Source organism: Burkholderia sp. 567, assembly GCF_040545115.1.
GTDB classification, from domain to species: domain Bacteria; phylum Pseudomonadota; class Gammaproteobacteria; order Burkholderiales; family Burkholderiaceae; genus Burkholderia; species Burkholderia ambifaria.
Genome location: NZ_JBEPLG010000011.1, coordinates 72,054 through 99,041, shown reverse-complemented (window position 1 = coordinate 99,041; position 26,988 = coordinate 72,054). Strand labels below are relative to the sequence as shown.

Genomic DNA, 26,988 nt, shown 5'->3' with positions numbered 1-26,988 from the left:
CTCCTGCCATGAGTACGCTCGACCAGCTTTACGCGAAGGCCGAAGAACGCCGCACCCAAGGCGCGCTCAACTATGCCGGCGCGCTGCTGCCGGTCGAGGCATTCGAACTGCTGCAGCTCGACCCGTCGGCGCGCCTCGTCGACGTGCGCACCCGCGCCGAGCTCGACTGGGTCGGCCGCCCGCTCGTCGGCGACGGCCAGTACCTGCACCTCGAATGGACGCGCTACCCGGGCGGCGTGCCGAACGCCGAATTCGTCAACGAACTGAAGGCGGCCCTGCCGGCCGATACGCCGATCCTGTTCCTGTGCCGCAGCGCCGCGCGCTCGAAGCTCGCCGCGGTCGCGTCGGCGCAGGCCGGCTTCACGAAGGCGTTCGACCTGCTCGAAGGCTTCGAAGGCGGCAAGGACGGCGAAGGCCACCGCAAGACGGTCGACGGCTGGTGCTTTCGGAAACTGCCGTGGATCGGCGCCTGAGCGCGCATCCGTTCAGGCACGCCCGACTGCCACATCGTCGAGCCGGGCGATGACATCCCGATGACGGGCCGCGTTGCGCGGCCCGTGGTTTTTGCGCGGCCCGTTTGCGTGAAGGATCGCGGGCCGCTCAGGCGCGCGGCGCATCCGGCTCGACGACGTCGCCGCCGAGCAGGTGCACGCCTTCGCGCAGCTTCACGAACGCGGCCGCCACCGCTTCCGGCTCGCCCTTCACGCCGAGATCGATATGCCGGCGCGCGTAGATCCCGCCGCGCTCCGCGTCGCCCACGCTCGGCAGGCTGAAGACCCGCACGCCGGGGAAGTCGCGCTCGATGCTCTCCATCAGCGGCGTCAACGTCGATTCGGGCAGTTCGAACACGAACAGCGAGCGCTCCGCGTGCGGCGTCACATGATGGAGATGCTGGTACTTCGTATCGAGCACCCATTCGATCATCGGCCACGCCATCACCGGGAAGCCGGGCACGAAATGGAGCTCGCCGACCGAGAAACCGGGAATCCGGTTATAGCCGTTCGGGATGATCGTCGCACCCACCGGAAACACGCCCATGTTGAAGCGGTGCCGGTTCTCCGGCGAATCGAAGTCGACCGGCGTGGCCGGATCGGTGTGCGTCTCGCGGATGCGCTCCGAAATCAGCGCCTTCGCTTCCGGATGCAGCGCGAGCGGCACGCCGAGCGCGGCGGCGGCGCACTGGCGCGTATGGTCGTCCGGCGTCGCGCCGATCCCGCCCGTGCAAAACACGATGTCGCCGGACGCGATCGCGCGGGCGAGCGTCGCGGTGATCCGCGCCGGATCGTCGCCGACGTATTCGGCCCAGTCGAGCGCGAGGCCGCGCGCGCCGAGCAGCTCGATGACCTTCGCCAGATGCTTGTCTTGTCGGCGACCCGAGAGAATTTCGTCGCCGATGATGATGATGCCGATGCTCATGCCTGCCCCATGTCGATTGCGGTGGCGCGCGAACGCGCGCGCAGGTCGTCCAGCGCGCGCAGGCAATAGTGCCCGAACCACAGCGCCGAGAAGACCAGGATGAAAGCGTAAACCCAGATCATGGCCGCCGCCACGAACGGAAACAGCACCATCATCCAGACCGACGACACCCACACGAAGGTCGGCACGGTGCCGAGCAACCCGGTCGCGACGCCAATGCCGATCAGCGGCCAGCGATGCTGGCGCACGAGGGCGCGGCGCTCGTCGCGGCTCGCGTGCTGGGCGAGCGCGTCGTAGGTCATCACGCGGTACGTGAGCCAGCCCCAGATCACCGGCGGCAGCAGCGCGAAGAACGGCGGGATCAGCCACAGCGGGATCGTGACGACGAGCAGCACGACGCCGACGAGCGCCGCGCCGAGCGAATTGACCACGCTGCCGACGAAGGTGCCGCCCCGCTTCGCCTCGAGCGCGGCGAACTGGCGGTTCGACAGGTGCTTGATCACGACCGGCATCGAGATCGTCGCGATCAGCAGCAGCACGGTCAGCACGATCAGCGGGATCGCGAGCGACACGACGACGAACGGCGCGACGACCGCATGCAGCTGCGACATCCCGATCGCGTCGAACGCGCGGTACAGCGCGGCGGTCAGCACGAAGCCGTCGAGCGCGCCGCGCGCGGCATCGATCAGCGTCTGCCACGAGAACCACAGCAACACGCCCCACAGCAGCGCCGAGACGACGAACGGCATCAGGGTCAGCCACAGCATGCGCGGGTGCAGCGCGCTGGCGAGCGCCCGGATGAAGGAGCGCAGCAAGTCGTTCATGCGAACCTGTATCGACGGAGAAAAACGGGGAAAGGATAAACCACACGGCCCGCATGCGCCAAAGCGCATGCGGGCCGTGTGAGGAAGCGGTTCAACGGGACGGTGACGAGCTCAGGCCGACGCCGCGCCGCGCTTCGCGGGAACGAGGCGCCGGAAGATCCGCACGAACGCGAGGCCGTGCTGCGCCCAGAAGCCGTCGCCGTAGGACACGCCGTCGACCTGCTCGCGGATGCCGGTCGGCTCGACCGTGCGGTTCCACGACGCGGTGCCGAACATGACGTCCCACCACGGGAACAGCACGCCGAAGTTGCAGCCGTACTTGGTGCCTTCATGGCCGTAGCCGACCGCGTGGTGGCGCCGGTGGAAGGTCGGGCTCACGAGCAGGCGCTCGCCGAGCCGGCCGAACGATAGTCGCGCATTCGTATGCTGGATGCTCTGCAGGAAGTTGGTGACCGCGGTCAGCACGACGAACTGCGACGGCGTCACGCCGATCACGAGCGCGATCGCCGCGAAGAAGCACGACTGGAGCACGTCGTCGAGCAGATGGTTGCGGTCGTCGCACCACAGCGACATCTGCCGCTGGCTGTGATGGACCGCGTGCAGCTCCCACCAGATCCCGAACTTGTGCTGCCAGCGGTGATACCAGTAGCCGGCGAAGTCGAGCACGACGAGGTAGATCGCGAACGCGACGATCGGCTGCGAGGTCACGCCGGGCCACAGATAGTCGAGGTTGAAGTTCGCGATGCCGTGCAGGCGCAGCCACGACTGGAACTGGTCGAACACCGGCTGCAGCGCGAAGAAGAAGAACAGCGCATAGATGCCGAGCTTCGAGATCGCCGTGTAGATCACGTCGACCCGCACCGCGCGGCGGTTCTTCCAGCGCTCGACGGGCGCGAGCGCCTCGAGCGGGCGCAGCAGCGCGAACATCAGCACCATCTGCAGCGCGCCGATGATCACCCAGTACAGTGCGTCGTAGGTGTCCTCGTCATAGTCCATCAGGTTGAACTTGAAGAGGAGCGGCTGCACGACGTCGACGTACAGCCAGGTCTGGATGTCCGACACGAACGCATCGATCAGGTGCAGCATCGTTCGCCTCCGCCCGTCACGCGCCGTTCGCGGCCTTCCACGGCGCGCGGTCGTAGAAGTAGATCCCGTGCGGCGAACGGCCGACGGCGATCGTCTGCACCAGCTTGCGCGATGCCAGATCGATGATACCGACCTTCTTCGCGAAGCGGAACGTCACCCACAGCGTCTTCTTGTCGGCCGACAGCTCCATGTCGTCCGGCCCCGGCAGCAGGCCGGTGATGTCGCCGACGTTGGTGAGGGTGTTCTCGTCGAGGATGCTGATCGTGTTCGCGACCCGGTTCGTGACGGCGACGTGCGTGCCGTCGGCGAGCGAGCGGAAGTTGTGCGCACCCTTGCCCGTGTAGATCTGCTTGACGACCTTCTGGTTGCGCCAGTCGACGACCGCGACATAATCCGCGCCGGTCATGCCGACCAGCAGGAACTTGTCGTCCGGCGTGAGCCACAGGCCGGCCGGCACCTTGCCGACCTTCATCTTCCACTTGACCGTCTGCGTCGGCAGGTCGATCGCCGCGATCTCGCCGGACACCTGCAGCGACACGAGCAGCGTCTTGCTGTCCTTCGTGAACGCGAGGTGGCTCGGCATCACCGCGAGCGGCACGCGCTTCGCGAGGTGCACGTCGTGGCCGTCGTAGCTGTAGATGTCGACGCGGTCGAGCCGCAGCCCCGCCGCCGCGAACCACTTGCGGTCGGGCGAGAAGCCGAGCTGGTACGGATCGTCGATCCCCTCGACGGTGCGCTGCAGCTTGCCCGTCTTCGGATCGAGGAACATCAGGCTGTTCGAGATCGAATTTGCGACGATCAGCGACGAATTGTCGGGCGTCGCCATCAGATGGTGCGGCTCCTTGCCGGTCGGCAGCGTGGAGACGACCTCGCGGGTCTGCTGATCGATCAGGGAAAGCGTCGCTTCGGCCGAGTTGAGGATGATCACGTTATTCGCGTGTGCGGCCGGCGCCAGCACGGCGGCGGCCAGCGCGAGTGCTCGGCCGAGGGAAAGGAAAGTGCGCATGAAGACTCACGTCGTGGAACAGCAGTCATTGTAGAACGTTCGACCGGCCCCGCCGGTTGACGCAAGCCCGGGTTGCGCCACATTGACGCACGCCGCGGCGGCCGGGCGGCCGACTGCGGCAGGCGCCACGGGGCGGCCGCGGCCGACCGCCGGCGCGGGGCCGGCGAGCCCGCCGTGGCGCTAGCGCTGCATCGACTCCCACACCTTGTGCAGACGCTTGACAGAGACAGGCATCGGCGTGCGCAGTTCCTGCGCGAACAGCGAAATTCGCAATTCTTCCAGCAACCAGCGGAATTCCGCGAGCCGCGGATCGGCCACGCCGCCGCGCTGCGACACCGCGCGCTGGTACTGCTGCACGAGCGGCAGCAGCTCGCCGGACTGCTTCGCGTCGCGCGCCGGGTCGGCCTTCAGCTTGTCGATCCGCAACGCGATGCCCTTCAGATAGCGCGGGAAGTGCGCAAGCTGCGTGTAAGGCGTGTCGATCACGAAGCGCCTGCCGACCAGCGCCCCGAGCTGCTGCTGGAGATCCGCGTGGGCCTGCGCGAACGGCTTCGCCTGCGCGAGCTTCTTCACGAGCCCGGCGTATTCGGCGAGGATCTGCCCGACCAGCCGCGCGATCTCCTGCGCGAGCAGGTTCAGGCGGCTGCGGCCCTCGTCGCGGCGCGCATGGAAGCTCGCGTCGTCGTCGGGCAGCGGATCCTGCAGGCACGCGCGGTCGAGCGCCGTGTCGATCAGCTGGTCGCGCAGCTCGTCCTGCGTGCCGAGCGACATGTACTGCATCGCCATCTCGCGCAGCCCCGGCAGGTTCTTCTCGAGGAACTTGATCGGCTCCTTCAGTTGCAGCGCGAACAGCCGCCGCAGGCCGGCCCGGTGAATCCGCGCGGCCTCCTCCGGCGAGTCGAACACCTCGACGTCGCAATGCGTGCCGCGATCGACGAGCGCCGGATAGCCGTACAGCGTCTGGCCGCGCCGGCGGATCTCCAGCAGCTCGGGGAGCTTGCCGAAGTTCCACGTCGTCAGGTTCTCGTACAGCGCGGTCGCGCCGGCTTCCGCCGCGGCGCCCGTGTGCGGCGCCGCGCCCTTGCCGGCCTTGCCGCCCTTCACCGCCGAACCCGGTGCGGCAGCGGGCGCCGGCGTGTCGCCAGCATTGCCCGCGTCGCCCGCGCCAGCGTTGCCGCCGGGCGCGATCGTCGACGCCGCCGCGATCTTCTGGAACTGCTGCTGCGCCTGCGCGCCCAGCTCCTGTCGAAGCTGCGCGAGATTGCGCCCCATCGCGAGCTGGCGGCCGTGCTCGTCGATCACCTTGAAGTTCATGAACAGGTGCGCGGGCAGCGTCTCGAGCTTGAAGTCGGCCGTCTTCATCGCGACCTGCGTCTCGCCGCGCACGTCGGCGATCAGCGCCTCGACGAGGCCACCCGCGCCAAAGCGCTCGCGCCCCATGCGCTCGACGAAGCCGGCCGCGTACTCGGGCAGCGGCACGCAGTGCCGGCGCAGCTTCTGCGGCAGCGACTTCAGGAGCAGCTGCACCTTCTCCTTCAGCATCCCCGGCACGAGCCATTCGCAGCGGCGCGCGTCGACCTGGTTCAGCGCATACAGCGGCACCGCGAGCGTCACGCCGTCGCGCGGCGTGCCGGGCTCGAAGTGGTACGTGAGCGCCATCTCGACGCCGGCCATCGTCGCGCGCTTCGGGAACAGCTCGGTCGTCACGCCGGCCGCCTCGTGGCGCATCAGGTCGTCGCGCGACAGGTACAGCAGCCGCTGCTTGTCCTCCGCCCGGCCGCCCTTGCTCACCTCGTCGCGATACCAGCGCTCGAACGCGGCGCCCGTGTGGATGCCCTCCGGAATCGCCTGGTCGTAGTACGCGTAGATCAGTTCGTCGTCGACCAGCACGTCCTGCCGGCGCGACTTGTGCTCGAGCTGCTCGATGTCGGCGAGCAGCTTGCGGTTGTGCGCGAAGAACGGCAGCTTCGTGTCGAACTCGCCCTCGACCAGCGCGCCGCGGATGAACAGCTCGCGCGCGCGCGCCGGATCCTGCCGGCCGAACGCGACGCGCCGGCGGTGGTAGATCGGCAGCCCGTACAGCGTCGCGCGCTCGAACGCGCTGACCTGCGCGGGACGCTTTTCCCAGTGCGGCTCCGACAGCGACTTCTTCAGCAGGTGCGCGCCGACCTTCTCGATCCACTCCGGCTCGATCTTCGCGAGGCAGCGCGCGTACAGCCGGCTCGTCTCGACGAGTTCGGCCGCCATCACCCAGCGGCCGGCCTTCTTCGCGAGCGCGGAGCCCGGCCACAGGTAGAACTTGATCCCGCGCGCGCCGAGATAGTGCGGATCGTCGTCGGCCTTCATGCCGAGGTTGCCGAGCAGGCCCGTCAACAGGGCCAGATGGATCTGCTCGTAGGTCGCCTCGACTTCGTTGAGCCGCCAGCCATGCTCGCGCACGACCGTCAGCAGTTGCGAATGGACGTCGCGCCATTCGCGCAGCCGCAGATGCGACAGGAAGTTCTGCCGGCACGCGTCGATCAGCTGACGGTTCGATTTCTTGTGCGCGACGGCCTCTTCGAACCACGCCCAGATCTTCAGCCACTGCAGAAATTCGGAGCGCTCGTCGGCGAACCGGCGGTGCGCCTGGTCGGCCTGCTCCTGCGCTTCGATCGGACGGTCGCGCGGGTCCTGCACGGACAGCGCGCTCGCGATGATCAGCACCTCGCGCAGCGACTGCTGGTCGCGCGCGGCGAGGATCATCCGGCCGACGCGCGGATCGAGCGGCAGTCGCGCGAGCTCGCGGCCGAGCGGGGTCAGCGCGTTGTCGTCGTCGACCGCGCCGAGTTCGTTGAGCAACTGGTAGCCGTCCGCGATCGCGCGGCCGGGCGGCGGCTCGAGGAACGGGAACGATTCGATTTCGGTCAGGTGCAGCGACTTCATCCGCAGAATCACGGACGCGAGCGACGAGCGCAGGATTTCCGGATCGGTGAAGCGTGCGCGCGCCTGGTAGTCGCTTTCCTCGTACAAGCGGATGCAGACCCCATCGGCCACCCGGCCGCAGCGACCCGCGCGCTGATTCGCGGCGGCCTGCGAGATCGACTCCACCTGCAGCTGCTCGACCTTGTTCCGGTACGAATAGCGCTTCACGCGCGCGAGACCGGTGTCGACGACGTAGCGGATACCCGGCACCGTCAGCGACGTTTCGGCCACGTTGGTGGCGAGCACGATGCGGCGCGCGTTCGACGCCTTGAACACCTTGTCCTGGTCGGCCGCCGAGAGTCGCGCGAACAGCGGCAGGATCTCGGTATGCGGCGGATGGTGCTTGCGCAGCGCCTCGGCCGCCTCGCGAATCTCGCGCTCGCCGGGCAGGAACACCAGCACGTCGCCGGGGCCTTCGCGGCACAGTTCGTCGACCGCGTCGACGATCGCGTCCATCAGGTCGCGTTCGGCCTCGCGCGCGGTCTTCACGCGATCGCGCCCGCCCGTGCCCTCGGCGTTCTTCACGGCCGGGCGATCCTCGGCCACCGGGCGGTAGCGCATCTCGACCGGATACAGCCGCCCGCTCACCTCGATCACCGGCGCCGGACGCGCGTCGCTGCCGAAATGGCGCGCGAAGCGGTCGGCGTCGATCGTCGCGGACGTGACGATCAGCTTCAGGTCCGGCCGCCTCGGCAGGATCTCCTTCAGGTAGCCGAGCAGGAAGTCGATGTTCAGGCTGCGCTCGTGCGCCTCGTCGATGATCAGCGTGTCGTACGCCTTCAGCAGCGGGTCGGTCTGCGTCTCGGCGAGCAGGATGCCGTCCGTCATCAGCTTCACGGACGCGCCCGGCGCGAGATTGTCGGTGAAGCGCACCTTGTAGCCGACCACCTCGCCGAACGGCGTGCCGAGTTCCTCGGCGATCCGCCGGCCGGTCGACGACGCGGCGAGGCGCCGCGGCTGCGTATGGCCGATCAGGCCTGTGCCGCCGGCGCCGAGGCCGCGGCCGAGATCGAGACAGATCTTCGGCAGCTGGGTGGTCTTGCCCGACCCCGTTTCGCCGCAGACGATGACGACCTGATGATCGGCGATCGCGCGCGCGATTTCGTCGCGCTTGCCCGATACGGGCAGGCTTTCGGGATACGTGATCGGCGGAACGGGATTCGGGGCGACGACCGCGCGCGGCGCACGCTCGCGGCGCGGGGTGCGCGCCTCCGCCCGCGGTGCGTCCGTCGCCGCGGCCGGCTGGCGCGCCTCGCTGCGCCGCTCTTCACCGCGCGGCGGCTTGCCCGCCTGCTGTTGCTGCGGCTGGCGCGGCGGCTGTTGCTGCGGCTGGCCTTGCTGCTCGCGCGCGTCGGCCGCACCATCCGGGTGCCGGGCCGACGGCGCTTTGGCCCGCGTCGGCGCGGGACTTTTAGGTACATTCGACATGGGGGCGCATTATAATCCCGCCCATGAATTCCCAAACCGACCTCCCTCCCGCCCAGACCGGCGCCGCGACGCCGCCGGCTGCCGACGATTCGGCCGCCAGCCACGCGCAGTTCGTCGACTGGATGCGCTCCGTCGCGCCCTATATCCACAAGTTCCGCAACAGCACGTTCGTCGTGGGGTTCGGCGGCGAGGTGGTGCAGCAGGGGCTCCTGAACGCGCTCGTGTCCGACATCGCGCTGCTTCAGGCGATGGGCATCCAGATCGTGCTGGTGCACGGCTCGCGCCCGCAGGTCGAGGAGCAGCTGAGCCTGCATGGTGTCGAATCCGAGTTTTCGCACGGGCTGCGCATCACCGATGCGCGCGCGCTCGAATCCGCGAAGGAAGCGGCCGGCGAAGTGCGTCTCGACATCGAGGCCGCGATCAGCCAGGGTCTGCCGAACTCGCCGATGGCGCACGCGCACATCAGCGTCGTGTCCGGCAACTTCGTGACCGCACGGCCGGTGGGGATTCTCGACGGGGTCGATTTCGCGCACACGGGCATCGTGCGCAAGATCGACGCCGAATCGATCCGTCATTCGCTCGCGAGCCGCAAGCTCGTGCTGCTGTCGCCGCTCGGTTTCTCGCCGACCGGTGAAGCATTCAACCTGTCGATGGAAGACGTCGCGTCGGCGGCCGCGATCGCGCTGCGCGCCGACAAGATCATCTTCCTGACCGAAGCGCCCGGCATCGTCGACGACGAAGGCGCGCTGGTCCGTGAAATGTCGCTCGACGCGGCCGCCGAGCTGCTCGATTCCGGCAACGTCCAGGGCGACGACGCGTTCTTCCTGAAGCACTCGATCCGCGCGTGCCGCGGCGGCGTGACCCGTGCCCACCTGATCCCGCAATCGCTCGACGGCAGCATGCTGCTCGAACTGTTCCTGCACGACGGCGTCGGCACGATGATCTCGTACGAGAATCTCGAGAGCCTGCGCGAAGCGACGCCGGACGACGTCGGCGGCATCCTGTCGCTGATCGAGCCGCTCGAGTCGGACGGCACGCTGGTGCGGCGCGGCCGTCACCAGATCGAACGCGACATCGACCACTTCTCGGTGATCGAGCACGATGGCGTGCTGTTCGGCTGCGCGGCGCTGTATCCGTACCAGCAGGAAAAGATCGGCGAGATGGCGTGCCTGACGGTCGCGCCGGAAGCGCAGGGCTCGGGCGACGGCGAACGCCTGCTCAAGCGCATCGAGCAGCGCGCCCGCGCGCGCGGCCTCACGCATATCTTCGTGCTCACGACGCGCACCGAGCACTGGTTCCTCAAGCGCGGTTTCGTCAAGGTCAGCGTCGACGACCTGCCGGAAGACCGCCGCAAACTCTATAACTGGCAGCGCAAGTCGCTCGTGCTGATGAAGCAGCTCTGAGCGCAGGCACGACTGCCCTCCCCCAGTCCGATTACAGGAGAAGTACACGATGGCTCGAATGATTCAATGCGCGAAGCTCGGCAAGGAAGCCGAGGCTCTCGATTTCCCGCCGCTGCCGGGCGAACTCGGCAAGCGCATTTACGAAAGCGTGTCGAAGGAAGCGTGGCAAGGCTGGCTCAAGCAGCAGACGATGCTGATCAACGAGAACCGCCTGAACATGGCCGACCCGCGCGCACGCCAGTACCTGATGAAGCAGACCGAGAAGTACTTCTTCGGCGACGGCGCGGACCAGGCGTCCGGCTTCGTGCCGCCGACGGAAGGCTGAGCATCGCGGATCGCGCGGGCCGGTCGTACCGGCCTCGCGCGAAGCAACGCAAACGGCACCGTGCATCGCACGGTGCCGTTTGCTTTTGGGGCGGGCAAATCGAGCCGATGCGAGGCGGCCCGGCGCGTTCGATGCCGCCAGGTCAGGTCGCGCCGGCCTGCCCCGCCGGTTTCAACGTGCCGCGCTCGTCCGGCTGCGCGGACTCGCCGGCCGCGGCGTCGACACTCGCGCTTGCGGTGCCCCATTCGGCCGCATCGCTGCGCTCGGCGCTCGACAGCTCATCCGCACGGTAGCCAGTGCGATTGAGCAGCGCGAGCATGCAGGCGAGCGACACGAGCGCGTACAGCCCCGACGCGATCGCGACGCCGACGATGCTGCCGGTCGCGTTCAGGATCGCCTGCGCGAGCACCGGCGTGCCGCCGCCGACGACGAGCGCGCTCAGCTGATACGCGAGCGACAGGCCCGTGTAGCGGATGTTGGCCGGAAACACGCGCGCGAGCACGCCGCCGACCGCACCGTAGAACATCGCCGACGGGATCGTCGAGATGCACATTCCCACGACGGCGACCCAGTACGACCGCGTCGCGAGCGCATGGAACATCACCGGCATCAGCACGATCTCGGGAATCAGGATCCAGCACATCGCGCGGCGCATGTCGATCTTCGACACGAACCACGCGCCGATCGGCTGCATCAGGAACTGCACGACGAGCGAGATCGACAGGATGCCGAGGAACGTGCCCTGCGCGTAGCCGAGTTCCTTGGTCGCCCACGACAGCGCGAACGTGCTGCGGAAATACGTGACGTTGATCACCGGCAGCGTGCCGGCCGCGAGCAGCACGACGGGCCAGTGGTCGCGCACGACGTCGCGCAGCGGCAGCTTCACCGTCCGCTTGCGCGCGAGCACCAGCTGCATGTCGAGCGATTCCTCGAGCCGCAGCCGGATCACCATCCCGATGATCACGAGCACCGCCGACAGCAGGAACGGAATGCGCCAGCCCCACATCAGGAACGACGGCGTCGGCAACGCGCTCAACGCGAAGAAGGCGATCGTCGCGAGCAGGTTGCCGGTGGGCGAGCCCTGCTGAGCGAAGGCCGCATACAGGATGCTGCGGTGCTTCGGCGCGTTCTCGCTCGCGATCAGCACCGCACCGCCCCACTCGCCGCCGACCGCGATGCCCTGCAGCACGCGCAGCACGACGAGGCCCGCCGGCGCCCACACGCCGATCGACGCATAGCCGGGCAACAGGCCGATGCCGGTCGTGGCAAGGCCCATCATGATCAGCGTGATCACGAGCGCGGTCTTGCGACCGACGCGATCGCCGAGATGCCCGAACACGATCCCGCCGAGCGGCCGCGCGGCGAAACCGGCCCAGAACGTGACGAATGCGAGCAGCGTCGCGACGCCGGGATCCATCGTGCTGGAAAAGAACACCTTGCCGAACACGAGCGCGGCGGCGGTGCCGTAGATATAGAAGTCGTACCACTCGATCGTGGTGCCGACGAAGGCCGCGAGAGCGGCGCGGCCGGGCCTCGGCGGCACGGCGGACGGGGATTGCGGACGGCTCATCGATGTCTCCATGTTCGTGATCGGCGGCGCGACTGTCGCGCGCCTTGCCGGATGGCCGGCCTTGCGCCGCCGGCTGGCGGGTTGTTTTACGGCTTTACGTTCTGCTGCTTTGCGTTCTGCTGCTTTACGTTCCGCTTCGTCGGCCGCGGATGCTCACCCGCGCGCCACGTCTGCCGTTCACGTCTCATCGGGCGCGACCTTCAGCACGCCAGCGTCGAGCAGTTGCTGCCGGAGCGCGGGATCGACGCCGAGGCGATCGAGCACCGCGCGCGTGTCGCGGCCGAGCGCCGGTGGCGGCGAGCGATAGGTCGCCGGCGTGCGCGACAGCTTCACCGGCGATGCGGTGCCGCGATATGCGCCGATCTCGACGAACAGCTCGCGGTGCAGCGCATGCGGGTCGCGCGCGACATCGGCGACCGTGCGCACCGGCCCGCACGGCACGCCCGCCGCCATCAGGTCGCGCGCGAGCGGCTCGCACGGATGGGCGGCGAGCCGCGCCTCGAGCTCGGCCTTCAGCTCGGGCCGGTGCGCGCAGCGGCTGCGGTTGTCGACGAAGCGCGGATCGCCGGCGAGCGCCGGTGCACCGAGATGCGCGACGACCCGTGCGAACTGCCGGTCGTTGCCGACCGCGAGGAAGATCGGCACCGTCGCCGTGCGGTAGCTGTCGTACGGCGCGATGTTCGGATGCGCGTTGCCGCTGCGCCCGGGCACGCGCCCCGAGCCGAAGAAATTCGGCAGGTGCGGATGCAGCAGCGACACGCCGCAGTCGTACAGCGCGATGTCGATCGACTGGCCCTGTCCGCTCTTCTCGCGCTCCGCGAGCGCGAGCAGGATGCCGGCAAGCGCGTTGAGCCCCGTCACCATGTCGACGATCGGCAAGCCGATGCGCATCGCGTCGCCGTCGCGCTCGCCGTTGACGCTCATCAGCCCGGCCATCGCCTGGATCACCGCGTCGTAGCCGGGCAGCCCGCCGAGCGGACCGTCTGCGCCGAAGCCGGTCACCGCGCAGTGGATCAGGCGCGGAAAGCGCGGCCGCAGGTCGCGCGCGTAGTCCATCCCCCAGCGCCCGAGCGTGCCGGGCTTGAAGTTCTCGACGAGCACGTCGGCATCGGCGAGCAGGCGCCACAGGATCGCGCGCCCTTCGTCGCGCGACAGATCGAGCGCGAGCCCTTCCTTGTTGCGGTTCACGCCCATGAAATACCACGCGGTGTCGCCGAGGAACGGCGGCCCCCAGCCCCGCGTCTCGTCGCCGTCCGGCGGCTCGATCTTGATCACCGTCGCGCCGTGGTCGGCGAGCGCCTGCGTGCAGTACGGGCCGCCGAGCACACGGCTCAGGTCGACGACCTTCAGGCCGTCCAGTGCGCCGCGTGTCGCTTTCGTCGGGTTAGTCGCGTTCGTCTCGTTCATCGTTCGACCTCCGGCAGCAGGTCGAGCGCCATGTCGAGCGGCACCGGCGTGCCGCGCACCAGCGCGTCGAACGCCATCGCTTCGTCGTCGCGCGACGCCGGCGCGAACGGATCGATCGGCAGCAGCTTGTGACGCACGATCAGGTGCGCAAGCGCGAGGCGCCGGTAGTCGGGTGCGAGCCCCACGCCCTCGCACGCCATCAGCACGGCCGCGCTCGCGTAGTACAGCGACGACGCGGCCTGCCGCACGCACGCGTCGTCGCCTGCCGCCGCAACCCGGGCGAGCGCATCGCACGCGCGCGCGAGAATGCGCCGCAGCGCCGCGCGACTCGCGTCGGGCAGCGGCGCCGCGCCGAGCCGATCGCCGAGGAACGTGCGCAGCGCGTCCAGCGCCTGCTCGCGCTGCGCTGCGCGCGCGACGTCGAGCGCGACGATGTTGCTGGTGCCTTCCCAGATCGAGCCGAGATGCGCGTCGCGCACGATGCGCGCATCGCTCCATTCCTCGATGTAGCCGGTGCCGCCGCGCACCTCCATCGCGTCGCCCGTCACGCGGCGCGCATCGCGGCACGCGCGGAACTTGATCAGCGGCGTCAGGATGCGCACGCAGCGCGCGGCCTGCTCGTCGCCCGCATCCGCCTGCGGCAGCAACAGCGCGATCTGCATGAACATCGCCCGCGCGGCCTCGGCGGGCAGCAGCATCTTCATCAACTGGCGCTGCATCAGCGGCATCTCGATCAGCGTCCGGCCGAACGCCGTGCGGTGCGCGGCCACGTGCAGCGACTCGTTCAGCGCACGCTGCATCAGCCCCGCCGCGCGCACGCCGTTCGACAGCCGCGACATGTTGATCATGTCGGCCATCTGGTGAAAACCGCGGCCGATCTCGCCGATCAGGTAGGCCTGCGCGCCTTCGAGCGCGATCTCGCCGCTCGCCATCGACCGGCTGCCGAGCTTGTCCTTCAGCCGCACGATCCGGTAGCGGTTGCGCGTGCCGTCCGGCAGCGTCTTCGGCAGCAGGAACAGCGCGAGCCCCTTGATGCCGTCCGGCGCGCCGTCGGGCCGCGCGAGCACCATCGCCAGATCGGCGTCGGCGTTCGAGCAGAACCACTTGTCGCCGTACAGGCGCCACACCGCTTCGCCCGGCGCGTGCGTTTCGCGCACCGCGCGCGTCGCGATGCGGCCGACGTCGGAGCCGGCCGCCTGCTCGGTCATGAACATCGCGCCCTGGAACAGCGTGTCGAAATCGCGCGACGCGAGCCTCGGCAGGTAGTGCTCGACGAGCGCCGGTTCGCCGAAACGGCGCAGCGTGCGCGTGAGCGAGTCGGTCATGCTGACCGGGCAGCACAGCCCGAATTCCGCCTGCACGAACAGGAACGTCAGCGCGTACTTGACGAGCGGCGCCACCGCGTCGCGCTGGTGGCTCAGCGCCGCGAGCCCGAGTTCCGCATACGCGACGCGTTCGAGCGCGACATACGCGGGGTCCTTGTCGATCCGCTGCACCGCCTCGCCGCGCCGGTTGCGATGTTCGAGCACGGGCGGATGCTTGTCCGCGCGCGACGCCCATTCGTCGAGCTCGCCGGACACGCGCGCGCCGAGTGCATGCAGTTGCGGTTCGAGTCGTGCGTATTGGTCGGCGCCGAGATGCAGCTTCAGCAACGCGCCGAGATCGGGATCGGCCGTGAAGAAATTGATGCCCCGGCTGTCGGGGATGTTGCCGGATGCGCCGGCGTCCGGCGTGCGAGCGGTGTCGTTCATGCATGCGTCTCCATGGTGGCCCGGCTGCCGGCCGGCGCCCGCAGCGTGGCGGCGCGGCGGCCGATGCCAGGCGTTACGCAGAGACTAGGCGCGTGATCGATAAGCGTCCAATACAGGATTTGTCCGGTACGATAGACGGCACTTATCGATGCCGAAGCCGGGAGGAGACACCATGGAACTGCGGCAGTTGCGTTACTTCGTGGCGGTCGCCGAGGAACTGCATTTCGGGCGCGCGGCGAAGCGCCTGTTCATCTCACAGCCGGCGCTGAGCTTCGATATCCGCAAGTTCGAGGAAGCGCTCGGCGTGCAGCTCTTTTCACGCACCAACAAGACGGTCGCGCTGACCAACGCGGGCGCGGTGCTGCTCGGCGAAGCGCGCCGGCTGCTGCTGCAGGCGAGCGAGGCCGAGCGTCTCACGGTGCGCTCGGCGTCCGGCCTCGCGGGTCGGCTGCGGATCGGCTTCGTCCATTCGATGCTGTATCGCGGGCTGCCCGATGCGGTGCAGCGCTTCGAGGCCGACTATCCGGGCGTGGAGATCGTGCTGAGCGAGATGAACACGCACGCGCAGGTGCAGGCGGTCCAGCGCGGCCAGATCGATCTCGGTTACGCGCACTGGGGCCACTGCCCGCCCGAGGTCGAATCGACGCCCGTCTACGCGGAACCGTTCGTGTGCTGCCTGCCGGCCGCGCATCCGCTCGCGCGGCGCCGGCAGGTCGCGCTCGCCGCGCTGGCCGCGGAACCGTTCATCCTGTTTCCGCGCGACGCGGCGCCGCACTATCACGACCTGATCATCGCGCAATGCGTAAACGCCGGCTTCAGCCCGCTGATCCGTCACGAGGCGCGGCTGTGGCAGACGATCCTGTCGATGATCGAGTTCGGGATGGGCATCGCGCTGGTGCCGCGCGTGCTGCAGCAGGTGAAGAGCGACCGGCTCGCGTTCCGGCCGCTGAAGGATGCGTCGCTCGAATCGCGCACGCTGGAACTGAAGCGCAGCGGCACCGCCGAACCGGTCGCGCTGCGCTTCGCCGACTACGTGCGCGCGTCGATCGACGCGCTGCCTGCGCTCGCGGGGTGAGCAGGCACCGCTACTTCGCGTCCGGCTGCAGCACCGGCTGCGCGCGCCGGTACCCGCGTATACGACCGACAGCGCGATCAGGAACGGAATGCCGAAGATCAGCGTCATGTGGAATTCGGCAGTGAAGTAGGTCGTCACCATCACCGCGAGCATCAGCGCGGCGCAGAGCAGCGCCAGCAGCGGAAAGCCGCGCATCCGGAACGCCGGCGCCGGCAGGCCGAGCGCCGCGCGACGCCGCCGGAAGCAGTAGTCGACTTCGTCGAGCCGTTGACGGCCGACTGATCGACCTGTGCACGCACCTGAAAAATATTTGCAGAAAGGGCTTTACGAACCCCAAAAGCTCTGACATAATTTCAGCTTCTTTGGGCGGTTAGCTCAGCGGTAGAGCACTGCCTTCACACGGCAGGGGTCACTGGTTCGATCCCAGTACCGCCCACCAAAGAATTCAAGGGCCTGCGTCTCACGACGCAGGCCCTTTTCGTTTTGCGGTCGCTTTTCCGCGCCCCTCCTCTGCTGCTGCATGCTTCGGGCTCGCCCAGCGCGTTCACGAGTCGGCGCTTCGACGGCACTGATCGAAGCGCCGCGACCGCTCACTTCACCCGCTCCGCCGTCGCATCAAACGCACGCCGCGCCTTGTCGACGATCTCGTCGACTTCCGCCTCCCGGATCACGAGCGGCGGCGACAGCAACATCCGGTCGCCGGTCGCGCGCATGATCAGGTTGCCGTTGAAGCAGAAGTCGCGGCAGATCGTGCCGATATCGACGTCCGCGCCGAATCGCTCGCGCCGGCTCCGATCGCGCGCCAGCTGAACACCCGCGACCAGCCCCGCTCCCGCGATCTCGCCGACGATCGGATGATCTCCGAGCGCTTCCCGCAGCCGACGCTGGAAATACGGCCCGATGTCGCGCTTCACGCGCTCGACGATTCCTTCGTCGCGCAGCAGCTTCAGGTTCGCGACCGCCACGGCTGCCGCCACCGGGTGCCCCGAGTACGTGAGGCCGTGATTGAATTCGCCGTTGTCGATGATCGGCCGCGCGACGCGCTCGTGAATGCCGACCGCACCCATCGGCACGTAACCCGACGTCAGGCCCTTGGCCATCGTGATCAGGTCCGGCTCGAAGCCGAAGTGCTGGTGCGCGAACCATTCGCCGGTGCGCCCGAAGCCGCCGATCACTTCGTCGGCGACGAGCAGGATGTCGTACTTGCGGCAGATTCGCTGGATTTCCGGCCAGTACGTCGACGGCGGGAAGATCACGCCGCCCGCGCCCTGGAACGGCTCGCCGATGAACGCGGCGACGTTCTCCGCGCCGAGTTCGAGAATCTTCGCCTCGAGCTGCTGCGCGCGTGCCAGACCGAACGCTTCGGGCGTCTCGCCGGCTTGCGCTTCGCCGAAGAAATACGGTTGGTCGATGTGCACGATGTGCTCGACCTTCGACGGCATCTGCTCGTGCATGTAGCCCATCCCGCCGAGCGTGCCGCCCGCGATCGTCGAGCCGTGGTAACCGTTCTTGCGCGAGATCACGAACTTCTTCTGCGGCTGGCCCTGCACGCGCCAGTACTGGTGCACGACGCGCAGCACGGTGTCGTTGCCTTCCGAGCCGCTGTTGCAATAGAAGAAGTGATTGAAGCCCGCGGGCGTGACTTCGGCAAGCAGCGCCGACAGTTCGATCACCGGCGGGTGCGTGGTCTTGAAGAACGTGTTGTAGAACGGCAGTTCCTGCAACTGGCGATACGCGGCGTCGGCGAGCTCCTTGCGGCCGTAGCCGACGTTTACGCACCAGAGTCCGGCCATCCCGTCGATCACCTTGTTGCCGTCGGAGTCCCACAGGTAGACGCCGTCGGCCTTCACGATCACGCGGCTGCCCGCGCGATTGAGCGCGCCCATGTCCGAGAACGGGTGAATATGGTGCGCGGCGTCGAGCGCGCGGTATTCGGCGGTCGAGTGCGGCGGGAAGGCTTCGTTTCGTTCGGTCATGTTTCCTCCGTAAAGCAGCGCCGCGCGCTTACACATGCAGCAGCAGATGGCGGCGTTCCCACGAGCTGATCACGCGGAAGAACGCTTCGTATTCGGTTTCCTTCAGCGCCAGGTACGCCTTCACGAACTTGTCGCCGAGAATGCCGGCGAGCGGCGTGCACGCGGCCATCAGCGAGATGCCCTCCTCGAGATTGCGCGGCAGCTGATACGGCAGGTCGTAGCCGTCGGACGCGATCGGTTCGGTCGGCGCGAGCTGCTGCGTGAGGCCGAGATAGCCGGCCGCGAGCGTCGCCGCGAACGCGAGGTACGGATTGCAGTCGACGCCCGGAATCCGGTTCTCGATGCGCCGCGCGACCGGCGTCGACTGCGGGATGCGGAAGCCGACCGTGCGGTTGTCGTAGCCCCACTGCACGTTGATCGGTGCAGCCATGAAACGCGACAGACGGCGATACGAGTTGATGTACGGCGCGAAGATCGGCATCAGCGCGGGCGTGTACTTCTGCAGCCCCGCGAGATAGCTGTGGAACATCGGCGACACGACCCCGTCTTCTTCGGCGAACAGGTTGCGACCGGTGTGCACATCGGCGAGGCTCTGGTGGATGTGCATCGCGGAGCCCGGCTCGCCTTCCATCGGCTTGGCCATGAACGTCGCGTACATGTTGTGGCGCAGCGCCGCCTCGCGCACCGTGCGCTTGAACAGGAACACCTGGTCGGCCAGCGACAGCGCGTCGCCGTGCACGAAGTTGATCTCCATCTGCGCGGCGCCGACTTCGTGGATCAGCGTCTCGATGTCGAGCCCCTGCATCTCGCAGTATTCGTAGATGTCCTCGAACAGCGGATCGAACTCGTTGACCGCCTCGATCGAATACGACTGCCGGCCGGTTTCGGCGCGGCCGGTGCGCCCGATCGGCGGACGCAGCGGCAGGTCGGGATCCGCGTTCATGTCGACGAGGTAGAACTCGAGCTCGGGCGCGACGACGGGCTGCCAGCCCTTCGCCTTGTACAGGTCGAGCACGCGGCGCAGCACGTAGCGCGGCGAGATCTCGACCGGCGAGCCATCGAAATGCACGCAATCGTGGATCACCTGCGCGGTCGGATCGACGGCCCACGGAACCAGGCAGATCGTCGATGGATCGGGCACGCACACCATGTCGGGATCGGTCACGCCAGTCAGCGTGCCGTCCTCCGGATAGTCCCCGGTGACGGTCTGCACCATCACGGCCTGAGGCAGGCGCATCGATTCGCCGGATTCGAATTTGTTGCGCGGAATGATCTTGCCGCGCGCGATGCCGGCCATGTCGGGAATGATCGCCTCGACTTCGGTGATGCGGTGCTGACGCAGGAATTCGCTCAGTTCGGGTTGCATGATCGGCCTCGTTCAGTCGATGTCGGATGCGGCCGGCGACGGCATGGTGCCGCCGGTCGCACGAATGCGGTGGGTCATGCGCGCGCGGCACGCCGCGCCGAATGCCGCGAAGATGTCGCGCGACAGTGGCTGTTCCGCGAAACGCCATTCGGGATGCCACTGCACGCCGAGCGCGAACGCGCGCGCGCCGCGCACGCTGACGGCCTCGATCAGCCCGTCGGGCGCGCTCGCTTCGACCGCGAGCCCGGCGCCGAGCCGCGCGATGCCCTGGTCGTGCAGCGAATTGACCATCGCGTCGTGCGCGCCGCGCGCGATCCGCTGCAGCAGGCCGCCCGGCGCAAGCTGGATGCGGTGTGCGGGGCCGTACTGTCGCTCGAGCGGATCGCCGTCGCGCTCGCGATGGTCGTGAAAGCCGGGGCTCGCATGCAGCCGCTGATGCAGCGTGCCGCCGTACGCGACGTTCAACTCCTGCATGCCGCGGCAGATCGCGAGCACCGGCACGCCGGCATCGATCGCCGCGCGGATCAGCGGCAGCGCGGTCGCATCGCGCGCGGGGTCGTGCAGCGTGTCGGGCGCACTCGCCGGGCCGCCGTAGTGATGCGGCTCGACGTTCGAATAGCTGCCGGTCAGCAGCAGCCCGTCGACGGACGCGACGATCGCGTCGACCGGCTGCCGCTCACCCAGCGCGGGCAGCACGAACGCCAGCGCGCCGGCGCCGTCGACCAGCGCGACGAGGTACTTCTCGCCGGCCGTGTGGTTCGGATGGGCGCCGCGCAGGATGCGGTCGGCGGTGACGGCTACGATCGGGCGCGCTCGCATGATCGCCTCCGCGATAAGCGCGCGACGCGTGCGGACGCGCAGGACGATGGAAGCCCGCCGTGGCGTGGATTGCGCGCGTGCGCGATCATGCCGCGCGCACGATGCGGCAACCGGCAGTGTGACCCGAAGCGAAAACGGAAAAGGACACTAGGGCAACAATGAAGCGCTGCCGTCGCGCTGCACCGCGCTGAACAGGTGCGCGGTCACGAGGTTGAAGCGGCGCAGGCCGCGATGGGACACAGCGAAGAAACCAGGCTCGCGTATGAGGGCGGCGCGCGTGCCGCGATCAGCATGCCGGATCGGCCCGGCCTGAGGCGGCGCGCCCGCCGACGGACTTCGGGTCCGGCGTATCGAAGGGCTGGCGGCTTTCACGATCGTACTCGACTGACTGATGAAGACAGGACACGTGTCGCGGTGAAGCGCAGGCGGCAAGGCCGTGCGGCGACACGTCGGGAAGGTGTCTCGCGACGGATTCCGGCTTGGTACGGCGCCAATCGACGCCGTCGTCGCCGGTGCGCGCGTGACGACTTCCTGACATTCAGCTTATATCACCTAAAAATTGCGTCAAATTTCCAGGTGCCGATCCCCGACATCGATCAGACAAAAAAAACGGCATCGACCGTTCGGATCGATGCCGTTTTTGTGCGCTGCATCAGCGTGCCCGCACCGCGTGCCGTCAAGCCGGCGCGGAAAGTATCACCGCACCGCCGCACGCAGCATGCCGACGGATCAACGATGCGCGAGCGCGGTTTCGACGAGCGTGTGCAGCAGCGGCACGATCCGCGCGGCGCGCGCTTCGTCGTATGCGTATGGACGCGTCTCTTCCATGTAGGTGATCTGCGACAGTTCGAGCTGCACGGCTTCGACGCCGGTGGCCGGCACGCCGTAGTGACGCGTGATGTAGCCGCCCTTGAACCGGCCGTTCGCGACCGCCGTATAACCGCCGTGCGCGTTCACGCATGCGGCGAGCGCCTCGGCGAGGCCGGGCGCGGCGCTCGCGCCGCTCGACGTGCCGAAGTTGAAGTCCGGCAGGCGGCCTTCGAAGAAACGCGGCACGTGCGAGCGGATCGAATGCGCTTCCCACACGAGCACGCGGCCATGCTCGCGCTTCAGGCGCGCGATCTCTCCCTGCAGCGCGTCGTGATACGGGCGCCAGTAGCGATCGCGACGGCGCATGATCTCGTCGTTGCCGGGCAGCGCATTCGGCGGATACAGCGGCGCCTTGTCGAACGTGTCGACCGGCACGAGCCCGGTCGTATCCTGCCCCGGGTACAGGTTCTCGTTGTCGGGCGGACGGTTCAGGTCGATCACGTAACGCGCATGCGACGGCACGAGGATCGATGCGCCGAGCGTCGCCGCGAACCCGTACAGCCGCTCGAGATGCCAGTCGCAATCGTCGACGAAGCGCGCATCGGGCGTCATCGTCGCGGCGATGTCGTCGGGGATGCGGGTGCCTGCGTGCGGGATCGAGATCAGCAGCGGCAGCGTGCCCTGCTTCAGCGTGAATACAGCCGGTTGTTCAGTCATGTCGCCTCACCGTAAAAGTCTGCCGGCGCACGCGCGCGGCGTGCGCCGGACGCCGCGCGTCAGCGCAGCAGTTGCGCCAGCGCGGCGCGGTAGTCGGCATAAGCAGCGGTTTCGTCGCGATGGCGGCGGCCGCTCACGACGCGTTCGCCGCCGGTGTACACGTCGAGCACCGGCGTGTCGCCATGCTCGGCGAACACCGCGCCCGACAGCCAGGACGCGCTGCCGTGTTCGGCAATCGCGGGATGATCGGGATCGAGCACGAGCCAGTCGGCGCGGCAGCCTTCGCGCAGCGCACCGATGCGCCGCCCGCTTGCCTGCGCGCCGCCGGCGAGCGACGCGTCGAACAGCCGGTCGGCGACATGCGCGTGCGTGTCGCTCGCGAGCACGTTGCGCGCGCGATGCACGAGCCGCTGCCCGTATTCGAGCAAGCGCAGCTCCGAGCGCCAGTCGACCGACGCATGGCTGTCCGAGCCTACACCGATCACGCCGCCCTGCGCGAGATAGTCGACGGCCGGGAACACGCCGTCGCCAAGGTTCGCTTCGGTGGTCAGGCAGAGGCCCGCCACCGCGCGACGCTGCGCGAGCGCCGCCGTTTCGGCCGCATCGACGTGCGTCGCGTGCACGAGGCACCAGCGCGCGTCGACGTCGAAGCGATCGAGCAGCCATTGCACGGGCCGCGCGCCGTACGCACGCACGCAGTCGTCGACTTCGGCTGTTTGCTCGGCGATGTGGATATGCACCGGCGCGTCGTCGGGCAGGCCGTCGAGCAGCACGCGCAGCCCGTTCTCGGACACCGCGCGCAACGAGTGCGGCGCGACGCCGTAGCGCAGCCCGCCATGCTCGGGCGCGACGCGGCGCATCGCGTCGAGCAGTTCGAGCAGGCCGTCCGGCGTGTTGATGAAGCGGCGCTGGTCGTCGCGCGGCGGCTTGTTGCCGAAGCCGGCGAACTGGTACGACACGGGCAGCATCGTGATGCCGATGCCGGCCGAGCGCGCCGCGTCGATCACGCGCGTGCCGAGCTCCGCGAGCTGCGGATAGCGCGAGCCGTCCTGCGCGTGATGCACGTAGTGAAATTCGCACACCGACGTATAGCCGCACTTGAGCATCTCGACGTACAGCCAGCGCGCGATCGCCGCGAGCGCGTCGGGCGTGATCTTCAGCGCGAAGCGGTACATCAGGTCGCGCCAGCTCCAGAAGCTGTCGGCGGGATTCGCGCGGTATTCGGTGAGCCCCGCCATCGCGCGCTGGAACGCGTGCGAATGCAGGTTCGGCATGCCGGGCAGCACGGGCCCGGCCGCGCGCGCAACGCCCGCCGGCGCATCGGTGTCGGGCGTCACGTCGGTCAGCGTGCCGGCCGCGTCCCAGCGTAGCAGCACGTTGCGGCGCCAGCCGTCGGGCAGGTAGGCATGGTCCGCGAACAACGTCATTTCGGTCATGGTGAGTCTCGTCTCCTGCAAGGCTAGCCGTTCATCCGGCGAAACACCGTCGCACCGCCGCGCACGACCTGCTCGCACAGCGGGCGGCCGATCCAGTAAGCGAGCTCCGCCAGCGAGCCGACCGACCAGACCGCGAAATCGGCCTGGCGACCGATCTCGAGCGCACCGTGACGATCAGCACGGCCGAGCGCCGCGGCCGCATGGCGCGTCACGGCCTGCACCACCTCGGGCACCGTCATCCGGAACAGCGTGCAGCCCATGTTCAGCGTCAGCAGCAGCGATTCGAGCGGCGACGTGCCGGGGTTGTGATCGGTCGCGAGCGCGATCGGCACGCCATGCTTGCGCAGCAGCTCGATCGGCGGCAATTGCGTTTCGCGGATGAAGTAGTACGCGCCGGGCAACAGCACGGCGACCGTGCCGGCCGCCTTCATCGCCTCGATGCCGGCTTCGTCGAGAAATTCGAGGTGATCGGCGGACAGCGCGCGATAACGCGCGGCGAGCGCGGTGCCGCCCGCGTTCGACAACTGCTCCGCGTGCAGCTTCACCGGCAGGCCGCGCCGCGTCGCGGCTTCGAACACGCGCTCGGTCTGCGCTAGCGAAAAGCCGATGCGCTCGCAGAACACGTCGACCGCATCGACGAGACCTTCGTCGGCCAGCGTCGGCAGCATCCGTTCGCACACTTCGTCGATGTATGCGTCCGCGCGGCCCGCATATTCCGGCGGCAGCGCGTGCGCGCCGAGGAACGTCGTGTAGACGCTGACCGGGAAGCGCTCGCCGAGCTGGCGCGCGACGCGCAGCATCTTGCGCTCGCTCGCGAGGTCGAGCCCGTAGCCCGACTTGATCTCGATCGCGCTCACGCCTTCCGCGAGCAGCGGCTGCAGACGCGCGGCGGCCTGCACGAACAGCGTCGTCTCGTCGGCCGCGCGCGTCGCGCGCACCGTCGACACGATCCCGCCGCCCTGCCGCGCGATCTCCTCGTAGCTGACGCCGGCGAGGCGCTGCGCGAACTCGTCGGCGCGCGTCCCGCCGTACACGAGGTGCGTGTGGCAGTCGACGAGGCCGGGCGTCACCCACGCGCCGTGCAGGTCTTCCCGCTGCCAGTGCGCGTAACCGTGCGGCAGCGCGGAGAACGCGCCGAGCCACACGATCGTGCCGGTTTCGTCGACGGCGATCGCCGCGTCGTCGAGGGTTTCGTCGGGGTGGCCGTGCGGACACAGCCTCAGGTGATGCCAGACAGTCGGTTTCATGCGTTCAGTCTCGTGCGCCGACGGCGAGCGACACGGCGAGCAGCGCGCCGCCTCCGCTCACGACGACGTCAAACGCACGCCGCGGCCCGTCGAGCCGCAGCGTGTCCATTTCGTGCAGCGCGTAATGCGCGCCGTCGATCTCGACGCCGACCGTGCCGCTCGCGCAGAACAGCAGCACGGTATCGGCGCGCTCGACGCGGTGCGTGCCTGCGCGCCACACGTCGACGGTCCCGCGCGCGGCCGAGCGGCGCGTCATCAGGTTGAAGTCGCGGGTCGGGCCGTCGTGCAGCGTCGCGTCGATCGCCGTTTCGCCGGCGAAATCCGCACGGGCGAGCGGCGCATCGAGCACACGGCGCGCGCCGCCCGCTTCCGTGAGCGTCATGCCCGCGCCGGACAGCAGCACCAGCGTGCGATCGATGCCGTCGAAACGCGAGAACGGCCCGGCCGCGTCGACGTCCGCGACGCTCACGCGCCATGCGAACGCATCGAGCGCGGCGCCGGGCGGCGCCCCGGCGGACGTTCCCCGCGGAGAAAATGCCGCGATTTCGCGCGTCACGCCGCCGCCGTTCTTCCACGGCGACGCAACGAGATCCGCTGCGCGAATCATCGCGGCGGCCAGCGTTGCGTGCACCGGCGCCTGGTCGAGCGCCGTCATGCTCAGCGGCCGAGCATCGGCAGCTTCAGGCCGACTTCGCGGGCCGTCTGCTGCGCGAGTTCGTAGCCGGCATCCGCATGGCGCATCACGCCCGTCGCCGGATCGTTCAGCAGCACGCGGCCGAGACGCTCGTGCGCTTCGGCGGTACCGTCGGCGACGATCACGACGCCCGAGTGCTGCGAGAAGCCCATCCCGACGCCACCGCCATGGTGCAGCGACACCCACGATGCGCCGCCCGCGGTGTTCAGCAGTGCGTTCAGCAGCGGCCAGTCGCTCACGGCGTCCGAACCGTCCTTCATCGATTCCGTCTCGCGGTTCGGGCTCGCGACCGAACCGGTGTCGAGGTGGTCGCGGCCGATCACGATCGGCGCCTTCAGTTCGCCGTTCTTCACCATCTCGTTGAACGCCTGGCCGAGGCGATAGCGATCCTTCACGCCGACCCAGCAGATCCGCGCCGGCAGGCCCTGGAACGCGATGCGCTCACGTGCCATGTCGAGCCAGTTGTGCAGGTGCGCGTCGTCGGGGATCAGCTCCTTCACCTTCTGGTCGGTCTTGTAGATGTCTTCCGGATCGCCCGACAGCGCGACCCAGCGGAACGGACCCTTGCCTTCGCAGAACAGCGGGCGGATATAGGCCGGCACGAAGCCCGGGAAGTCGAACGCGTTCTCGACGCCCATTTCCAGCGCCATCTGGCGGATGTTGTTGCCGTAGTCGAGCGTGGCCGCGCCGCGTTCCTGCAGCGTCAGCATCGCGCGCACCTGCTCGGCCATCGACTGCTTCGCGACCTTCACGATGCTTTGCGGATCGACCTTCTGCGCCTCGCGCCATTGCGCGACGGTCCAGCCTTGCGGCAGGTAGCCGTTGATCGGGTCGTGCGCGCTCGTCTGGTCGGTCACGCAATCCGGCGTGACGCCGCGCTTGACGAGTTCCGCGAACACGTCGGCCGCGTTGCCGAGCAGGCCGACCGAGACCGGCTTGCCGGTGCGCTTCGCTTCGTCGATCATGCCGAGCGCTTCGTCGAGCGTCGTCGCCTTCTTGTCGACGTAGCGGGTCTTCAGGCGGAAGTCGATGCGCGTCTCGTCGCATTCGACCGCGATCATCGAGAAACCCGCCATCGTCGCGGCCAGCGGCTGTGCGCCGCCCATGCCGCCCAGGCCGCCCGTCAGGATCCAGCGGCCCGACGGGTCGCCGTTGAAGTGCTGGTTCGCGACCGAGAAGAACGTTTCATAGGTGCCCTGCACGATCCCCTGGCTGCCGATGTAGATCCAGCTGCCGGCCGTCATCTGGCCGTACATCATCAGGCCCTTGCGGTCGAGCTCGTGGAAGTGATCCCAGTTCGCCCAGTGCGGCACGAGGTTCGAGTTCGCGAGCAGCACGCGCGGCGCATCCGGGTGCGTGCGGAACACGCCGACTGGCTTGCCCGACTGGATCAGCAGCGTTTCGTTGTCCTCGAGATCCTTCAGCGACGCGAGGATCTGGTCGTAGCATTCCCAGTTGCGCGCCGCGCGGCCGATGCCGCCGTACACGACGAGCGCGTGCGGATGCTCGGCGACTTCCGGATCCAGGTTGTTCTGGATCATCCGGTAGGCCGCTTCGGCCAGCCAGGTCTTGCAGACCTTCTCGCTGCCGCGCGGTGCGCGGATCGTGCGCGTCGGATCGAGACGGGGATCGATGTGTTTCGGATGGTTCATGACAACTGCTCCCGAAGGA

20 protein-coding genes, 1 tRNA gene and 1 pseudogene are annotated in these 26,988 nt (G+C 68.5%); 5 read left to right on the top strand and 17 right to left on the bottom strand.

From position 1 onward, the window contains the following. Positions 1-8 precede the first annotated feature (8 nt). A complete protein-coding gene (locus ABIC50_RS27680; RefSeq protein ID WP_012364237.1) occupies positions 9-473 on the top strand; it encodes a rhodanese-like domain-containing protein in 465 nt (154 codons plus the stop codon). 127 nt (positions 474-600) lie between these two features. Here the strand turns inward: ABIC50_RS27680 and ABIC50_RS27675 are convergent, their stop codons facing one another. The 5 genes from ABIC50_RS27675 to hrpA all read right to left on the bottom strand — a co-directional run bounded on the left by ABIC50_RS27675 (position 601) and on the right by hrpA (position 8,721). Continuing rightward, complete coding sequence (locus ABIC50_RS27675) at positions 601-1,416, bottom strand: competence/damage-inducible protein A (RefSeq protein WP_011657399.1); 816 nt, start codon at positions 1,414-1,416, stop codon at positions 601-603. Then, complete coding sequence (locus ABIC50_RS27670; RefSeq protein ID WP_006755027.1) at positions 1,413-2,240, bottom strand: EI24 domain-containing protein; 828 nt, start codon at positions 2,238-2,240, stop codon at positions 1,413-1,415. Before ABIC50_RS27670 ends, ABIC50_RS27675 begins: the two co-directional genes overlap by 4 nt. 111 nt (positions 2,241-2,351) lie before the next feature. Next, entirely contained in the window at positions 2,352-3,326 is a 975-nt protein-coding gene (locus ABIC50_RS27665) for a sterol desaturase family protein (protein WP_175676771.1), read from the bottom strand. A 16-nt stretch (positions 3,327-3,342) separates the two neighbouring features. Further along, on the bottom strand, positions 3,343-4,332 hold the full coding sequence (locus tag ABIC50_RS27660; RefSeq protein ID WP_006755029.1) for a YVTN family beta-propeller repeat protein: 990 nt from the start codon (positions 4,330-4,332) through the stop codon (positions 3,343-3,345). A 180-nt stretch (positions 4,333-4,512) separates the two neighbouring features. Further along, positions 4,513-8,721 (bottom strand): ATP-dependent RNA helicase HrpA, encoded by a 4,209-nt coding sequence (gene hrpA / locus ABIC50_RS27655; protein WP_354168100.1) that lies wholly within the window; start codon positions 8,719-8,721, stop codon positions 4,513-4,515. 23 nt (positions 8,722-8,744) lie between these two features. Between hrpA and argA the strand changes: the two genes are divergently transcribed. Continuing rightward, positions 8,745-10,124, top strand: a complete 1,380-nt coding sequence (argA, locus tag ABIC50_RS27650) for an amino-acid N-acetyltransferase (protein ID WP_006755554.1) — start codon at positions 8,745-8,747, stop codon at positions 10,122-10,124. Positions 10,125-10,173: 49 nt separating this feature from the next. Next, positions 10,174-10,449, top strand: coding sequence for an oxidative damage protection protein (locus tag ABIC50_RS27645; protein WP_006755553.1), 276 nt, complete (start codon positions 10,174-10,176; stop codon positions 10,447-10,449). 142 nt (positions 10,450-10,591) lie between these two features. Here the strand turns inward: ABIC50_RS27645 and ABIC50_RS27640 are convergent, their stop codons facing one another. The 3 genes from ABIC50_RS27640 to ABIC50_RS27630 form a co-directional block, all read right to left on the bottom strand. Beyond that, a complete protein-coding gene (locus ABIC50_RS27640) occupies positions 10,592-12,019 on the bottom strand; it encodes an MFS transporter (protein ID WP_354168098.1) in 1,428 nt (475 codons plus the stop codon). A 177-nt stretch (positions 12,020-12,196) separates the two neighbouring features. Then, complete coding sequence (locus ABIC50_RS27635; RefSeq protein ID WP_354168097.1) at positions 12,197-13,426, bottom strand: CaiB/BaiF CoA transferase family protein; 1,230 nt, start codon at positions 13,424-13,426, stop codon at positions 12,197-12,199. Further along, positions 13,423-15,177 (bottom strand): acyl-CoA dehydrogenase family protein, encoded by a 1,755-nt coding sequence (locus ABIC50_RS27630; protein ID WP_354168096.1) that lies wholly within the window; start codon positions 15,175-15,177, stop codon positions 13,423-13,425. Before ABIC50_RS27630 ends, ABIC50_RS27635 begins: the two co-directional genes overlap by 4 nt. A 172-nt stretch (positions 15,178-15,349) precedes the next feature. Between ABIC50_RS27630 and ABIC50_RS27625 the strand changes: the two genes are divergently transcribed. Beyond that, positions 15,350-16,252 carry a LysR family transcriptional regulator gene (locus tag ABIC50_RS27625; RefSeq protein WP_165751692.1) on the top strand — a complete coding sequence of 301 codons (903 nt, stop codon included), beginning with the start codon at positions 15,350-15,352 and terminating at the stop codon, positions 16,250-16,252. 10 nt (positions 16,253-16,262) lie between these two features. On the opposite strand, the pseudogene ABIC50_RS27620 reads toward ABIC50_RS27625, so the two are convergent. After that, positions 16,263-16,501 (bottom strand): annotated as a pseudogene (locus ABIC50_RS27620) (amino acid permease); the annotation flags it as partial. Positions 16,502-16,616: 115 nt separating this feature from the next. On the opposite strand from ABIC50_RS27620, the gene ABIC50_RS27615 reads away from it, so the two are divergent. Then, positions 16,617-16,691: transfer RNA gene (locus ABIC50_RS27615), tRNA-Val, on the top strand. A 151-nt stretch (positions 16,692-16,842) separates the two neighbouring features. Here the strand turns inward: ABIC50_RS27615 and ABIC50_RS27610 are convergent. The 8 genes from ABIC50_RS27610 to hutU all read right to left on the bottom strand — a co-directional run bounded on the left by ABIC50_RS27610 (position 16,843) and on the right by hutU (position 26,969). Beyond that, positions 16,843-18,228: an aspartate aminotransferase family protein gene (locus ABIC50_RS27610; protein ID WP_354168095.1), complete on the bottom strand. Its 1,386-nt coding sequence runs from the start codon at positions 18,226-18,228 to the stop codon at positions 16,843-16,845. A gap of 28 nt (positions 18,229-18,256) precedes the next feature. Further along, complete coding sequence (locus tag ABIC50_RS27605; RefSeq protein ID WP_175709294.1) at positions 18,257-19,594, bottom strand: glutamine synthetase family protein; 1,338 nt, start codon at positions 19,592-19,594, stop codon at positions 18,257-18,259. A gap of 12 nt (positions 19,595-19,606) precedes the next feature. Next, complete coding sequence (locus ABIC50_RS27600) at positions 19,607-20,413, bottom strand: gamma-glutamyl-gamma-aminobutyrate hydrolase family protein (protein WP_354168094.1); 807 nt, start codon at positions 20,411-20,413, stop codon at positions 19,607-19,609. 729 nt (positions 20,414-21,142) lie between these two features. Continuing rightward, the gene (gene hutG / locus ABIC50_RS27595) at positions 21,143-21,940 is read right to left on the bottom strand and encodes an N-formylglutamate deformylase (RefSeq protein ID WP_354168092.1); all 798 of its coding nucleotides are present in this window, start codon (positions 21,938-21,940) and stop codon (positions 21,143-21,145) included. 59 nt (positions 21,941-21,999) lie between these two features. Then, positions 22,000-23,376 (bottom strand): formimidoylglutamate deiminase, encoded by a 1,377-nt coding sequence (locus ABIC50_RS27590; RefSeq protein WP_354168091.1) that lies wholly within the window; start codon positions 23,374-23,376, stop codon positions 22,000-22,002. 23 nt (positions 23,377-23,399) lie between these two features. After that, a complete protein-coding gene (hutI, locus tag ABIC50_RS27585) occupies positions 23,400-24,623 on the bottom strand; it encodes an imidazolonepropionase (protein WP_354168090.1) in 1,224 nt (407 codons plus the stop codon). 4 nt (positions 24,624-24,627) lie between these two features. Beyond that, positions 24,628-25,278 (bottom strand): HutD/Ves family protein, encoded by a 651-nt coding sequence (locus tag ABIC50_RS27580; protein ID WP_354168088.1) that lies wholly within the window; start codon positions 25,276-25,278, stop codon positions 24,628-24,630. A gap of 2 nt (positions 25,279-25,280) precedes the next feature. Beyond that, positions 25,281-26,969 carry a urocanate hydratase gene (hutU, locus tag ABIC50_RS27575; RefSeq protein WP_011657418.1) on the bottom strand — a complete coding sequence of 563 codons (1,689 nt, stop codon included), beginning with the start codon at positions 26,967-26,969 and terminating at the stop codon, positions 25,281-25,283. Between the last annotated feature and the right edge of the window lie 19 nt (positions 26,970-26,988).